General features: G+C 44.0%; 14 protein-coding genes and 1 other annotated feature (1 of these 15 only partly in view). Of the genes, 2 read left to right on the top strand and 12 right to left on the bottom strand.

Annotated elements, in window-relative coordinates; all coding sequences use genetic code 11:
* Positions 1 to 10 (bottom strand) — a sequence feature (ribosomal protein L10 leader region) (it extends 122 nt beyond the left edge of the window).
* A gap of 42 nt (positions 11 to 52) precedes the next feature.
* From D6856_RS06745 to D6856_RS06715, 7 genes are all read right to left on the bottom strand, one after another.
* The gene (locus D6856_RS06745) at positions 53 to 1,303 is read right to left on the bottom strand and encodes a CapA family protein (protein WP_120686296.1); all 1,251 of its coding nucleotides are present in this window, start codon (positions 1,301 to 1,303) and stop codon (positions 53 to 55) included.
* A gap of 96 nt (positions 1,304 to 1,399) precedes the next feature.
* Entirely contained in the window at positions 1,400 to 2,089 is a 690-nt protein-coding gene (gene rplA / locus D6856_RS06740) for a 50S ribosomal protein L1 (protein ID WP_092247271.1), read from the bottom strand.
* A 13-nt stretch (positions 2,090 to 2,102) separates the two neighbouring features.
* Entirely contained in the window at positions 2,103 to 2,528 is a 426-nt protein-coding gene (gene rplK / locus D6856_RS06735) for a 50S ribosomal protein L11 (RefSeq protein ID WP_022765113.1), read from the bottom strand.
* Positions 2,529 to 2,672: 144 nt separating this feature from the next.
* A complete protein-coding gene (gene nusG, locus D6856_RS06730) occupies positions 2,673 to 3,305 on the bottom strand; it encodes a transcription termination/antitermination protein NusG (protein ID WP_092247274.1) in 633 nt (210 codons plus the stop codon).
* Between the two features lie 12 nt (positions 3,306 to 3,317).
* The gene (secE, locus tag D6856_RS06725) at positions 3,318 to 3,578 is read right to left on the bottom strand and encodes a preprotein translocase subunit SecE (RefSeq protein ID WP_092247276.1); all 261 of its coding nucleotides are present in this window, start codon (positions 3,576 to 3,578) and stop codon (positions 3,318 to 3,320) included.
* A gap of 31 nt (positions 3,579 to 3,609) precedes the next feature.
* Positions 3,610 to 3,759: a 50S ribosomal protein L33 gene (gene rpmG, locus D6856_RS06720; protein WP_013281689.1), complete on the bottom strand. Its 150-nt coding sequence runs from the start codon at positions 3,757 to 3,759 to the stop codon at positions 3,610 to 3,612.
* 173 nt (positions 3,760 to 3,932) lie between these two features.
* Complete coding sequence (locus D6856_RS06715; RefSeq protein WP_243114046.1) at positions 3,933 to 4,487, bottom strand: biotin transporter BioY; 555 nt, start codon at positions 4,485 to 4,487, stop codon at positions 3,933 to 3,935.
* A 218-nt stretch (positions 4,488 to 4,705) separates the two neighbouring features.
* On the opposite strand from D6856_RS06715, the gene bioB reads away from it, so the two are divergent.
* On the top strand, positions 4,706 to 5,662 hold the full coding sequence (gene bioB, locus D6856_RS06710; RefSeq protein ID WP_120686295.1) for a biotin synthase BioB: 957 nt from the start codon (positions 4,706 to 4,708) through the stop codon (positions 5,660 to 5,662).
* A gap of 42 nt (positions 5,663 to 5,704) precedes the next feature.
* On the opposite strand, the gene D6856_RS06705 is transcribed toward bioB, so the two are convergent.
* From D6856_RS06705 to D6856_RS06690, 4 genes are all read right to left on the bottom strand, one after another.
* Entirely contained in the window at positions 5,705 to 6,499 is a 795-nt protein-coding gene (locus tag D6856_RS06705; protein WP_092247361.1) for a biotin--[acetyl-CoA-carboxylase] ligase, read from the bottom strand.
* A gap of 11 nt (positions 6,500 to 6,510) precedes the next feature.
* Positions 6,511 to 7,275 (bottom strand): hypothetical protein, encoded by a 765-nt coding sequence (locus tag D6856_RS06700; protein WP_120686294.1) that lies wholly within the window; start codon positions 7,273 to 7,275, stop codon positions 6,511 to 6,513.
* Between the two features lie 47 nt (positions 7,276 to 7,322).
* On the bottom strand, positions 7,323 to 8,675 hold the full coding sequence (locus D6856_RS06695; protein WP_120686293.1) for a hypothetical protein: 1,353 nt from the start codon (positions 8,673 to 8,675) through the stop codon (positions 7,323 to 7,325).
* Positions 8,676 to 8,750: 75 nt separating this feature from the next.
* On the bottom strand, positions 8,751 to 10,820 hold the full coding sequence (locus tag D6856_RS06690) for a hypothetical protein (RefSeq protein ID WP_120686292.1): 2,070 nt from the start codon (positions 10,818 to 10,820) through the stop codon (positions 8,751 to 8,753).
* 245 nt (positions 10,821 to 11,065) lie between these two features.
* Here D6856_RS06690 and fliD point away from each other — a divergent pair, with 245 nt between their 5' ends.
* Positions 11,066 to 12,376: a flagellar filament capping protein FliD gene (gene fliD / locus D6856_RS06685; RefSeq protein ID WP_120686291.1), complete on the top strand. Its 1,311-nt coding sequence runs from the start codon at positions 11,066 to 11,068 to the stop codon at positions 12,374 to 12,376.
* Between the two features lie 136 nt (positions 12,377 to 12,512).
* Here the strand turns inward: fliD and glf are convergent, their stop codons facing one another.
* Positions 12,513 to 13,709 (bottom strand): UDP-galactopyranose mutase, encoded by a 1,197-nt coding sequence (gene glf, locus D6856_RS06680; RefSeq protein ID WP_120686290.1) that lies wholly within the window; start codon positions 13,707 to 13,709, stop codon positions 12,513 to 12,515.
* Positions 13,710 to 13,843: the final 134 nt, after the last annotated feature.

Genomic DNA, 13,843 nt, shown 5'->3' with positions numbered 1-13,843 from the left:
TCATCTATTCTTACGACAACCTTAGATAATTTATCATAATAACTATATGTTGTCAAGGACTAATATATCCTTTTTCATCTATATGAACTCCGGGTGAAATACCGGCCATCCAATTAAGTATCCTGCTCTTTTCCTCGCCCTCTGCTTCATTGACACAGCAGCCACTCTGAATCGCAGGCACGAACTGAAGGTTTACTGCTCCGTTCTTATGAAGTGTCGTGATAACCATTCCCGTATCAAGTGTCTTGGAGTTAAAAATAAAATTGCCAAGACTATAAACAACAGGAACATCGTCCACATAATCAATCTTCTGAAGCACATGAGGATGATCGCCTATTATAAGATTGGCTCCGGCATCCGCTATCTCTTTTGCCTGATCCCTCTGAAGATAATCGATCTCCGTAGCACTCTCGGTTCCCCAGTGAACAAACACGATCACATACGCATTCTTCTCTCTGGCTTCCTTGATCTTATCAACCAAAAGCTCACCGTTAAAGCATCTGAAGACGCCCGGCGAATCCTCGGTCGCGCCCTTCGTATCGGGATGATCAAGCCTCTCGATCTGAGTTGCGCAGATAAAAGCAATCTTCATGCCGCTTTCAGTTATGTAATAAACAGGGTGAGACGCTTCTTCTATATTATTGCCCGCGCCGGCATAAACAATGTCCTGATCTCTTATATGGTCAAAAGAATCTACGAGTGCATCTTCTCCGTAATCATAAGCATGGTTATTGGCAAGAGATACGATATCCGCTCCCATCGAAGTAAGTATTCCCGCAGTCTCGGGGCGTGCTCTGAAAGTATAAGTCTTACCGGGAGTCGGCTCACCTCTGTCGGAATAAGGAAACTCGTTGTTGATCATCATGATATCAACGCCGCGCATTTTCTCTAAAAGACTACTTCCGACGATGCCTTCCGCAGTGTCACCGTTTCTTTTAAACTTATCTCCCACGGCATAGTTTTCGTCAAAAAGAATATCTCCCGCAAAGCCGATAGTAACGCACTCATCATCGTACGTTCCGATCTTATGCGTATAGTCCTTATCTTCTTCAGCAACTTCCATCGCCTTCTTGGCGGATTCTTCATCCGTTACCGCAGCGTTCATTGCATAGCCCGCCTCAGGAATATCCTCCCAGGCATCAGTCAAAAAACCATGATTCGATGCGTGGTTGTTCTTTATATTCTTCATTATAAAAAGAGTCGGAAGTCCCACCACTAGCATGATCGCAAGTGTTGCCAAAAAAATCTTTATAGCCGGAGAAACATTGATGCTCCGCCTTTTGTCGTCATAATATCTGCTCATATCGTGGTTATTATACCATATTTTGTGGTTTTGTCTGTTACAACCACAAAAAAGAGACGCATTTATGCGTCTCTTTAAAAAATCTTATGCAAGTAATCAATACTTGTTAGCTACAACCTTAACGCCGGGGCCCATTGTTGTTGCAAGAGTAATGCTCTTGAGGTACTGACCCTTAACTGATGAAGGCTTAGCCTTTGTGATAGCATCCATAAGAGCGTTGAAGTTCTGCTCAAGCTGCTCCTCTGTGAAAGATGCCTTTCCAACAGGAACGTGGATGATGTTAGCCTTATCAAGTCTGTACTCGATCTTACCGGCCTTGATATCGTTAACAGCCTTAGTTACATCCATAGTAACTGTGCCTGCCTTAGGGTTGGGCATAAGTCCCTTAGGTCCGAGAACCTTACCAAGACGTCCAACTACACCCATCATGTCAGGTGTTGCAACTACAACGTCGAAATCAAGCCATCCATCATTCTGGATCTTAGGAATAAGCTCCTCACCACCAACGTAATCTGCGCCGGCAGCCTGTGCCTCATCAAGCTTTGTACCCTTAGCGAATACAAGAACCTTAACTGTCTTACCTGTTCCGTTAGGAAGAACAACAGCGCCTCTGATCTGCTGATCAGCGTGACGGCTGTCACAACCTGTTCTGATGTGAAGCTCTACAGTCTCATCAAACTTTGCAGTAGCAGACTTCTTAACAAGAGCTATTGCATCAGCGGCTTCATACTGCTGAGTCTTATCAATAAGCTTAGCAGCTTCTAAGTATTTCTTTCCGTGTTTCATCTCTCATCCTCCATCAGTCTTCTACTACGATTCCCATGCTACGTGCTGTTCCAGCGATCATGCTCATAGCACCCTCGATGTCTACAGCATTAAGGTCAGGCATCTTTGTCTCTGCAATCTTTCTAACATCTTCCTTAGAAACGGTTGCAACCTTAGTCTTGTTAGGAACTCCTGAACCCTTCTGAATCTTAGCTGCCTTCTTAAGAAGAACTGCAGCAGGTGGAGTCTTTGTGATGAATGTGAAACTTCTGTCTGCATAAACTGTGATAACAACAGGGATGATAACGTCACCCTTATCTGCTGTCTGTGCGTTGAACTGCTTTGTGAATTCAACGATGTTTACACCGTGCTGACCAAGTGCGGGTCCAACCGGTGGTGCTGGTGTTGCTTTACCAGCCTGGATCTGTAACTTAATATATCCTTCGACTTTCTTTGCCATTATGGCACCTCCTGAAAATATGTGGTCGGCGCATTATCCCCGGGGGACAATGCTCCCACTCCAGCGGTTACATGCCCGTATTAAAACGAGCAATATATATTCAAGCACAAATGCGCCTAAATATCAAATAAAATATAAACTATATCAGCGGTCGATCTTTCTGACCTCAGCAAAGCTGATCTCAACCGGTGTCTCACGTCCAAAGAGATCTACATTGATAGTAGCAGTCTGCTTACCAAAATCCATTCTCTGAACAACTCCGGCAGTATCTTTCCAAACGCCTGCCACAACAGCGATCTCATCACCGACACCGAAATCAACGGAAACTGTATCCGTTTTGATTCCGAGAGGCTTGATCTCTGCATCGGTAAGCGGAACCGGCTTGCTTCCGGGTCCTACGAAACCTGTTACGCCACGTGTATTACGAACAACATACCAAGTCTCGTCGTTCATATCCATGTTGACAAGAACGTATCCGGGGAACATCTTCCTCTGAACATTCTTGCGAACGCCGTTCTTAACCTCAACCACATCCTGAAGAGGAATTCTTACTTCAAAGATCTGATCCTCAAGATGTCTGTTGATGATAGCGCTCTCAAGGTTGTCCTTAACCTTCTTCTCATAACCTGAATATGTATGAACAACGTACCAGTGCGCATTCTCGTTTGTATTTGTATCAGTGCTCTGTGTATCAGCCGCAACTTCGCCTTCAGCGGGAACGGCTACATCTGATAATACCTCATCAGATTCAAAAGACTTTTCCATTTCTTCTGACATATTATCTCCTTATTATTTAGCAATAGATATTAAGAAACTAATACCTTCACTAAACGCATAGTCCAATACAGCTATCAAAGCGCAGCAAATAACAGAAACAACAATAACCGCTGTTGTCTGCTTGATCATATCGTTCTTGGTCGGCCAAATGATCTTGCCAAACTCAGCCTTAACTCCTGTGAAAAAAGCTGCAATTCCGGAGCCAAATTTTTCGCCTGAATTTTTCTTTTTAGAAGTAGCGGACTTGTTTTCTACTACCTTGGTCTCTTCCATACCCGTAGTCTCCCTCCTATAAAGGATGAAATTACTTTGTTTCTTTATGTAAAGTGTGCTTCTTGCAGAAAGGGCAATACTTCTTCATCTCAACACGATCAGGATGTGTCTTCTTATCCTTGGTTGTGTCATAGTTACGGTTCTTGCAGTCTGTGCAAGCAAGTGTAATTCTTGTACGCATTATCTCACCTCCGGCGTGTACTCTTCTAAATCGCCACAATAATTTTTTGCATAAAAAAAAGACGTAAATCTCATGTCGCTTGTCTAATATATCATACTGTTTTATCTTCGTCAACGAAAATTTGCGTCTTTTTCCCAAATATCCAAACAACTTACAGATTCCGCACAGGCGCCTTAATCAAGCACCTTTCTGAAAGCGGGAATTACCTGCGCCGCCACAACGGCTTTTAACAGATCAAGTGGGATAAAAGGGACGAATCCCATAAGCATTCCCGTTTTAAGATCGTAGCCCATAGAATGCATAAGCCACAGCATCCCAACCAAATCAATTATAAGCACTCCAATTATGCCACATACGCTGTACCAAATTCTGTTGTATTTTCTTCCTCTTATAATAGGAAGAACAAGGAACACGATCAGAAATGCCCAGGTATATGCGCCATAAGGTGCTACAAGATATCCGACTCCCGCGCCGCCTCCGATAAACACCGGAAGTCCTACAGTTCCCAGAAGGAACCAAACTATTCCTATAAGAACAGATTCATTCACCGGGAAAAGAAGCGCTATCAGAAACACCACAAAATTCATCATTGTGATCTTGGGCGCCATGGGCAGCATAGTGGGTATGCTTAAATACGCAGATATGCACAAAAGCGCTGCAAACAGGGCGCACACCACAAGCTTCTTGGTGGTAAGTTTCCGTCCCTTATTCATACTCTCGTCACTCATCTCAAGTCTCCTCTTTATTCAGTCATTATGTCAAAAGAGATCCGATAACCGCTTCGTCATCTCTTTTGCCAAAAGTAATAATAATAGAAAGAGTTATTATTGTCAACCTTGTAATATTAATTGGTTGACAATCTACATATCCTATACTATCCTACCTTTCAGAAGCTGCTTTTCGCACATATCATACAGCTTACTATCATACTAAGGCAGGAACGGAAATGACTATTAATGAACTTACCGGCAAGATAATCAACGGAAAAGAGATAACGAAAGAAGAGGCCCTACGCCTCGTTGACGCGCCCCTCGAAGAATTGTGCGAGGCCGCGGATAAGATAAGACAACACTACAACGGGAATAAATTCGACATGTGCGCCATCCAAAGCGTAAAGGGCGGTCGCTGCAGCGAAAACTGCAAATTCTGTGCGCAGTCAAGCTGCTCAAAGGCAGACATTCCTTCATTTGAAATAAGAGACAGAGATTATGTGGTAGCCGACGCCAAGAAACTGGACGGACTCGGCATAACTCACTACTGTCAGGTTTCATCGGGAAGAAAGCTAAGCAAAAAAGAAATTGAAAAGATCTGCGATAATGTGAGGGGAATTGTCGAAGAAACAGGCTTCGCGCCATGCGTATCACTCGGACTTCTGGATAAAGAAGATCTCAAGATGCTAAAAGAAGCCGGTGTAAAAAGAGTTCATAATAATATAGAAACAAGCCCGGAGTATTTTAAAAAGATCTGCACAACACACACGACAGACGAAAAACTTGCAGTCATGAAAACCGTTCATGAGCTTGGGCTTGAATTGTGCAGCGGAGGTATATTCGGAATTGGCGAGACTTGGGAAGATCGCATAGACATGGCATTTGCGCTTACGGATATTAAGCCCGAATCGATCCCGATAAATATGCTGAAACCCATAAAAGGAACTCCCATGGATAACAGAGAGACCCTTACAAAGGACGAGGTCAGAAGGATCGTTGCTATATTCAAATTCATTCTTCCGAAGTCCTCTATCAGGTTTGCCGCAGGACGAGACATCCTTGACGATACGGGAATCAGCTGTTTCAAGGGCGGTTCCAATTCAACGATCACAGGAAACATGCTCACGGTAAAGGGTATATCGGTCGAAGAAAATCTAAAGACCATCAAATCACTCGGTTATAAACTCGCATAAAAAGACGCGTCGAATCATTTTACATTCGACGCGTTTTACATATTACAGATCCGCAATTCTTCCTATTATCTCAGCCGCAAGCTTGTTTTTGGACACCGCGGCTTTACCCGGAAGAAACAGGCTTGTAGCAATATCTTTTACCTCCGAGGGAAAAGAGCTTATGTCGGAATCAAAGTTAATGCCGATGCCGACAACTATCCACTGAACAAGCCCCGTCTCAAACTCGGTACCTGCTTCGGTGAGGATTCCACAGACTTTCTTATCTCCTATATAAAGGTCGTTCACAGGTTTCAACGTAGGAGTGATACCGGTCAGCTCCTCAATAGCGTCAATAACACTGTTACCGACCGCCATTGTGACAGCATCCGGCTTAAGCTCGCCTATATCCATATATTCGGGTCTTAGCAAAATGCTCATGTACAGACCGCCCTTTGGAGAAAAGAAGCTGTGGTCACTTCTTCCATGCCCATCCGTCTGCACGTTCGCTATGATAACGGAGCCATGGTCGCCTCCTGCGATAGCAAGCTCTTTTGCCAAGCGGTTCGTAGAACCGACCGTGTCGTAGACGCAGATAAGCTCCTCATCCTTGTAAGCCTTTTGGTACTCGTGCGGAAGAAAAGAGATTATGCCTGCTGCCGAGAGAATGTCGCTGGACTCCTTAAGCATATACCCCTTGTTGCTCACCGCCTCAATCTCGTAGCCGCTCTTCCTAAGCTCATTCACCGCCTTCCAGACCGCAGTCCTTGAAAGCTCAAGCGACTCCGCAACGGCTTCGCCCGAGATATACTTTCCTTTATTTGATTCAAGAAATTCAAGCACCTTTTCTTTTGAAGTCATAGCGCACCTCATCAGTCTATTTCCGCTTCGCTCACGGGACTATATAAACTATCATCGGAAAGATCCTTGGAAAGATATCCGGTCAAACCAAGATCGCCTTTAAGTCCCGGCAAAGTTGCCGTCCACTCAATTCCGGTGTTGTCTTTAAAAGTCTTTTCAAACTCTTCTTTGGAAATTTCTTTTTCAAAGCTGTCGGAATAATAGTACGGCTTATCATCAGCTCCCACTCCGCAGCCTACAATCTGCTTGGCTTCTCCGTTTTCAAACTTATACAAAACCGTATCCTCGCTAAACGCAGGTCCCGTAATGAAATAATTTGTATCCTTGATCTGCCTTAACATGATAGATCCCGATGTATGATATCCGCAGTAAACATCTGTGGTTTTAACGGTATTCGATGATTCGTCATACGCATAGATCTCTTTGGTTCCTTTTGAATCAGTATCCAAAAAGAGCTCGGGAATGCCATCGTTATCCAGGTCAAAAAGAGAAAACTGCCCGTCACCGTCAAGTTCTTTTAGAAATCTGAAATAGCAGCCTCGCCATCCCTCATCTGAGATCAAGTTTATATCGCTAATATCTGCACTTGCCTGTGCAGAAGAATCTTCTGATGAAGCCTCGCCTGAAGCACTTTCATTCGAATAAGTTTCTATAGAGCTCTCCGCCGAAACATCTTCAGTCGATGAAGTATCACCTGCGACCTGCTCCTCCCTGGAATTACCACATGCGCTCAGCATTAAACAACTGATTGCCATAAATGCAAATACTTTTTTCATTGTTCCCCTATCCTTTTAATTATTATTTATCCGGATTTCCGGCATCCTCAATCTCCGACAGCACAGATCTTAAGCTTACCGTCTACATTCTTCACAACAATATACGGTTTATACTCACAATAAACATTCATGGTTATAATAAGCTCTGCTTTTCCGTCAAGGCCGACATCCGTATAGTTCTTTTTATAGCCTTCACGTTCCCAATCATCGTGCTTCTTATTCCAATCATCGAATTTCTCAAAAATTTCTCGAAGCGTGTATGATTCTTTGTCAGTCAAAAACTCGGAAAACTTCACGTGTTCTCCGGTATCGGAACTTACGTCGAATTCGGCTTTTTCTTTATCATCAAGAAATGCCTCGTATAGCTCTCTTGATCCCTCACAATTCAAGTTGTAGACTTCATCGGTATATCCGATCTTTTTGCGGGCATCCGCAACCATTTTGTCGAATTCATCCTTGGAGATAATATTGTATCCCGCATCCTTATACGCCTTCCTTACAGTTTCATAAGGATTGTTGTCGGAAGAAGGATCTTCTTCAATAGTGTTATAATCCTTGTCATCCATAATGAAATAGTAGTATTCATCCGCCTTTTCATGTTCCTTCTTAAAAGAAAGCATTTCTTCGGAAACATAAGCTACCCCGTCAAGCTCAGGCAAATTGCCGATCCGAGCGTTACCGTAACCTGCTTCGGATTCGCAGTCTACATACCAGAAATGATAATCACCTTCGCCGTCAATAAATCCATGTTCAGAACCATGCATATCTCCCGAATTCATAAACCGTTCCGTCTCTCCGCAATAATTGACAATAGAATAATCTCTTTCTGCGGAATCGGAAAGATAGCATATTTTTAATTCTCCACCCTTATCTTTGACGATAAAGTCATAACCTCTAGAGTCTTCAAACCCAAGAGATACCAGAAGCTCCAATTTGCCATCAAGAGCACAATCAATGTATTCCTTGGTGCCGCGCTCCAAATGAGCGTTATCCTTAACCAGATCAATAAGATCATCAAGCGTATAGGACTCTTTATCTTTCAAAAGATCATAATAATACGGAAAACACTTGTGGAACTCTTCCGATGCATCGAATACAGCCTTTTCTTTTCCGTCAAAAAAATCTTGGTATAGCTTCTTGGATGCCTCATCCATCAAATCTTCCGGCATGGCCGCAACATCATCGGAAAGCTCCGTGCCGGCCTGTGTAGATGCTTCATTTGATACAGGCTCTACAGAAGCTTCCGTCGAAGCAGCCTGCAAAATCTCCGCCGAAGCTGTATTTGATGCTTCCTTAGGCGCCTGCGCTTCGCTTACATTTTCCCCTATGTTCGTTTCGCCGCATGCCGACAAAAGCAGCATTGCAGCACTTGCAACTCCGATAAAAATTCTCTTCCTCATTTTTTATTACCTTTCCTTTATAAGTCGTTTTATCCTCACAAACCAAGGACATTTATATAACATCGGCGCACCGGATCATTCCAGGAAGACGCCGCCGTTATCATAAATAATACTATACACTTTCCTGCTCTCTAATTCTGCCCCCTCTTTTAATAAAGGAGTAAAAAGATCTTTTGAAAGCATCTCATCATCTTCTATATATAAATACGAAGCATGACTTTCAGAAATCTTCCTCACCATTACATCCGCGCTGTCTTCCTCAGCGATAAAGCCGTCGTAGACAAGCGCAACGGGAGAAGCCTTACCGCTTATATAAGCGTTGTGCACCCAGTGATAGGTGTGACCGTCGCGCATCACGAGAACTCTTTTCCCCCAGAGCTCTTTATTTGCAAAAACAGTCTCCGCAAGCACCTTACCATCTTCTCCGACCATCTCGTCTACGTAAGCCGCATTCTCTTCCATCGCCTGCTTGTGGTCAAAAAGATATCCGAAAATGCCGACGTAGTTGGCGGTAAGAAAAACAAAAATCGCAAACACAGATACCTCAAGCCAAGCGCGTATTGCAGTAAATCTGCTGCTGCCGGAATCAGATTTCAAACCTGATGATGCAGCTTGCCCCGCGCAGTTCGCTCCCAAGATCCTGTCATAATACATGCACATCAGCAGATACACTCCGCCCAACGCGAACGGGCATCCGTATCTCGCGATAGACACCGACATCGTAAACGCATCAAGATACTGATCTTCCGTCATGAATATCGAGATGTGCGCAAGGAATATGATCCCATAGGTCAAAAGAGCTGTCACAGCCATGAAAACTGCAAGTTTCACCGCCTCTTTTTTCTTGATGATCTTAGTTATGCCCAAAACAGCTATTGCCGCAAATATCAATATAACAACAACGCCTGTTGATATGTCAAAAGTCAGGTTAGTATCTGCGTGGATCGGCATCATCCAAAAGCCCTGAATAAAGTACTTCGCCTTATCCCAAGCATTGGCGGGCGCTTCATACGTTCCCGACGTAGCCATCTTGATCCCCGCGCCCGTAAGCTTCGCGACACGCCTGTTGATCAGGCAGAACAAAAGCCAGCTTCCGTAAACCGCGCCGCTTCCGAGAATTGTGATAACCATACCCTTCGCAGAGCCACGGCTATTCACAGCAAGATCTGATGAACCGTCATCTGCACCCGCTGTTTTTTTCCTATTCATGATAAAATAAAACACCAGCGCAAAGATTGCCCACTCGATTCCTACAGACTTGGTCAAAAGAAGCATCGAAGTCATAAGGAATATCCTGATGTAATAAAACGGACCGCTAACCCCGCCTCCAAGGATCATATACAAAAGCGCGCCGTAAACTATCGCCATCGTCACATCTGCGGGCGTTCCGTAATAGATTATCCCGTTGAACACACCCGGGAAAAGAACTATCGCAAGAAATGTGATCACGCACAAAGCGTAGCGCACAACCTTTACGCCAAGAATCTTATTCGTCGCACCATCGCCATTGAAAGCACGGCGCTCCGTCGCAGCGCCGATCCCCCTCTTCACCGCACCATACAAAGGAAGCAGGAAAACCAGATTCATCGTGAAATACCCGAAGAACTGAAGGCTCTCATCATACTCACCCGGCGAGATCTGAAGGAAAAGCCACTTTATAAGAGACCCCGCGGGCGGATAGTCTCCAAACTCAGGGGAAACATTGCCGTATTTACCGGGGAATCCTCCCAAGAAAAAGAGCTGTTTAACATCAGATGACCAGAAATTGATATCATCCCACCAATTAAAGACCATATCACGCGTCAGAACCCTTACGGCAAAAAGAAATACCGTAAGAACCGCAAGCTCTATCCATGGAATTACGGAAAAAAACTCTTTTAACCGAGTCTTGAAAACAACACTTCGCCCATCGTCTTTGGACGAGGCGACACAAGTCTTAAGATAAAAGCCTATCCCAAGAACCGCTATAAACAGCACCGAGATCAACCCGATAAACCGCATGCCCCCAAAAAACGCCAGCACATAGAGCGCCAACATCGCAGTAACAAGCGACAAAGATAAAGTATTATAAAAAGAATCTTTATATTTATATGAAAGTGTGGCCGAAAGCAAAAGTATCGCCACAAAAGTGATCGCAAATATCATATCAGTCCGTCCTTTACACCTCATCATTATAGTATGAGCGTGGGTGCAAAAGCAATTTACGGGATTTCATATATAAATTTTTTGTAAAATCTTCGATTTTGTGATAAAAAACAGTTGACAATTGACCAATAAAAAATATAATGTAAGTATCTAAAGGTGGCTAAACATGCCCTCGTGCGACTGATGTCAATGGATTGGCAGAGTATATATTGCGCACGTTATCACGGAAGAAAGGAGGGGCACGTATGGCAGGCATATCTTTAAATGGCGTATATAACCATTTCATACAGGATTACGTATCCAAAGATGTCACACATGCTGACGCACATCGAAAAGATGAGCTTCGGGATGTGTATAAGTCTATAGCTAAACACAACAAGCAATCCCCTCTGTATCTTTTGACCAATGATGACGAATCCCGCTACGATGCGATTGATATAAAAGAGCGTGCGAGACAGCTTCAGGGTAATATATTCAGTCTGAGCGACCAGGAAGACAGATCTTCGCTCACACATACTTCTGCGTTCACGACTGATCCGAACAGAGTTGCCGCTTCCTACATCGGAAAAACTCCCGATCAGGACGTTGGCGTTATCGGCTTTGACATTGAGGTTATACAGCTGGCTTCTGTTCAGACCAACCAAGGACATCCGCTTCCGCTCGAAGCGCAGTCCGCACTCAAAGAAGGAAGCTATGCCTTTGATGTAAGCATCGGTTCACAGGAATTTGAGTTCCAGTTCAGCATTTATGAAGAAGACAAGAACATCGACATTCTTCAGAAGCTTGAAAGGCTCATAAACAAGGCAGATGTCGGACTCAAAGCAAAGATAACCGAATTCGAGAACGGATTTGGTGCAATCGAGATCACATCGAACAGAACCGGCATAAGAGAAGGTTCTTTTAACCAGTTTGATATATACGAAACTTCCGGAGACCTTGGAAAAGGCTCGGTAGCTACGCTTGGACTCGACAATGTTATAAAGCCCGCTTCCAACGCACTCTTCACACTTAACGGTGAAGAAAAGAGCGCGGTTTCCAATCACTTTACGGTTGGTTCCAAGTTCGATATCCAGATAAGCGACGTGACAGATCCCGGAAAGCCGATACATGTCGGAGTAATGAAGGACAACGAAGCTCTTCGCCGTCACATAATGTCGATCATGGAAAGCTATAACACATTCGTGACCGATACCGTCGGCGAATACAACGATAAATTCAAGAGCGACAGAGTCAAGAGTGAAGCGATCGGAATCGCCAAACTGTACATGACGGGCTGTGAAGATATAGGAATTTCTTTCTCCGGAGACGGCACCATAGCGGTCGACGAAGAACTGCTCAAGCAGGCGATCGAAGCTTCTCTTGATAACAAGCAGCTCGCATCCATCAAGAACTTTACGGATGCTCTTATCAAGAAGGCAAAAGACATTTCGGTAGACCCGATGAAGTACATAGACAGACCGGTTGTTAACTACAAGAACCCGGAATCAACGAAAAACACTACATCGCCTTACATAACCAGCGAGTATTCCGGAATGATGTTCAACAATTACAGCTAAACATAGTTAAGAGTCCCTATCTGCAGGTAGGTGACTTGATCTCATAGAAAAGAAGCAGCACGCTCCATCAGCGTGTTGCTTCTTTTTTTGCAGAAAAATATGTGTAAACGACCGTTTATAGTATCTTAAAGTGCGTTTATGCTCCAAGCTCCTTGCACATATCAAGTGCCGCTCTTACGACCTGATCCATGTTGTAATACTTGTACTGGCCAAGTCTTCCTCCAAAGAGAATGTTCGGATACTCCGAAGCAAGCTCGGTGTACTTCTTGTAGAGCTCATTGTTCTTATCATCATTCATAGGATAATAAGGCTCATCGCCATGCTTCCAGTCAGCGGGATACTCTCTGGTAATGATGGTTCCCTTACCCTGACCGTACTCAAAGTGCTTATGCTCGATAATTCTTGTATAAGGGATCTCGCGCTCCGTATAGTTAACAACGGCATTACCCTGATAGTTGTCGACCTCGGGAAGTTCCTCTGTCTCAAATCTAAGAGATCTGTACTCGAGAGTTCCGAGCTTGTAGCCAAAGAACTCGTCGATCATACCTGTAAAGAGAATCTTGTCAAAAGAGTCTCCGTTTACAGATTCAAACGGCTCTGCCGGAACATTGCCCGCAAGCTTGACGAAATCATAATAATCAACACCCGTCTTTACCGTAATCGAACCGCTTACCTTGGAATCATCGCCTATAAGCAATATCTTTTCAACCAACTTGGTATATCCGCCCATGGGAATACCCTGGAATCTGTCGTTAAAGTAATTGTTGTCATAGATAAATCTCATGGGAAGGCGCTTAATGATAAATGCCGGAAGATCCGTGCAATCTCTGCCCCACTGCTTCTCCGTGTAGCCCTTTACGAGCTTTTCGTAGATATCTCTTCCCGCAAGCGAAAGAGCCTGCTCCTCAAGATTATCTGCAGTGAAGGTATCCGTACCCTTCTTTTCATTGATCTTCTTTTTCTCTTCTTCGGCCTGCTTGTCGATAATAGCCTTAGCTTCAGCGGGAGTCTTGATATTCCACATCTTGCTGAAAGTATTCATGTTAAAAGGAAGATTGTAGAGCTCATCCTTATAAACAGCGACGGGGCTGTTTATGTAGTTGTTGAACTCGGCAAACCTGTTCACATACTCCCATACTTCCTTATCCGATGTGTGGAAAATATGAGCTCCGTACTTATGAACATTGATGCCCAGCTTTTCTTCTGTATATATATTGCCGGCGATATTGTCTCTCTTATCTATAACAAGGACATTCTTGCCGTTCTCTGCCATATTACGGGCAAACACAGCTCCGAAAAGGCCTGCGCCAACCACTAAATAATCGTATTTCATATTGTAAGCCTCCATAACAAATGGTAATGCGGAAAGTTCCGCGCTCGCGGCATAAAAAATAACACCGCGGACTTTATTATACCAAATCCGCGGTGTTAATCATACCATTATCTATACTATTGTTGATATCGCCT

Source organism: Butyrivibrio sp. XB500-5 (assembly GCF_003625505.1).
Classification (GTDB): Bacteria; Bacillota; Clostridia; order Lachnospirales; family Lachnospiraceae; genus Butyrivibrio.
This window is presented reverse-complemented; position numbering and strand designations above follow the sequence as displayed.

Excerpts from the sequence above, each read along its gene's own strand:
- secE (WP_092247276.1), bottom strand. The coding sequence starts at position 3,578 with ATGGAAGAGACCAAGGTAGTAGAAAACAAGTCCGCTACTTCTAAAAAG.
- D6856_RS06695 (WP_120686293.1), bottom strand. The coding sequence starts at position 8,675 with ATGAGGAAGAGAATTTTTATCGGAGTTGCAAGTGCTGCAATGCTGCTT.
- rplA (WP_092247271.1), bottom strand. The coding sequence starts at position 2,089 with ATGAAACACGGAAAGAAATACTTAGAAGCTGCTAAGCTTATTGATAAG.
- rpmG (WP_013281689.1), bottom strand. The coding sequence starts at position 3,759 with ATGCGTACAAGAATTACACTTGCTTGCACAGACTGCAAGAACCGTAAC.
- D6856_RS06715 (WP_243114046.1), bottom strand. The coding sequence starts at position 4,487 with ATGAGTGACGAGAGTATGAATAAGGGACGGAAACTTACCACCAAGAAG.
- rplK (WP_022765113.1), bottom strand. The coding sequence starts at position 2,528 with ATGGCAAAGAAAGTCGAAGGATATATTAAGTTACAGATCCAGGCTGGT.
- bioB (WP_120686295.1), top strand. The coding sequence starts at position 4,706 with ATGACTATTAATGAACTTACCGGCAAGATAATCAACGGAAAAGAGATA.
- nusG (WP_092247274.1), bottom strand. The coding sequence starts at position 3,305 with ATGTCAGAAGAAATGGAAAAGTCTTTTGAATCTGATGAGGTATTATCA.
- glf (WP_120686290.1), bottom strand. The coding sequence starts at position 13,709 with ATGAAATACGATTATTTAGTGGTTGGCGCAGGCCTTTTCGGAGCTGTG.
- D6856_RS06700 (WP_120686294.1), bottom strand. The coding sequence starts at position 7,275 with ATGAAAAAAGTATTTGCATTTATGGCAATCAGTTGTTTAATGCTGAGC.
- D6856_RS06745 (WP_120686296.1), bottom strand. The coding sequence starts at position 1,303 with ATGAGCAGATATTATGACGACAAAAGGCGGAGCATCAATGTTTCTCCG.
- D6856_RS06705 (WP_092247361.1), bottom strand. The coding sequence starts at position 6,499 with ATGACTTCAAAAGAAAAGGTGCTTGAATTTCTTGAATCAAATAAAGGA.
- fliD (WP_120686291.1), top strand. The coding sequence starts at position 11,066 with ATGGCAGGCATATCTTTAAATGGCGTATATAACCATTTCATACAGGAT.
- D6856_RS06690 (WP_120686292.1), bottom strand. The coding sequence starts at position 10,820 with ATGATATTTGCGATCACTTTTGTGGCGATACTTTTGCTTTCGGCCACA.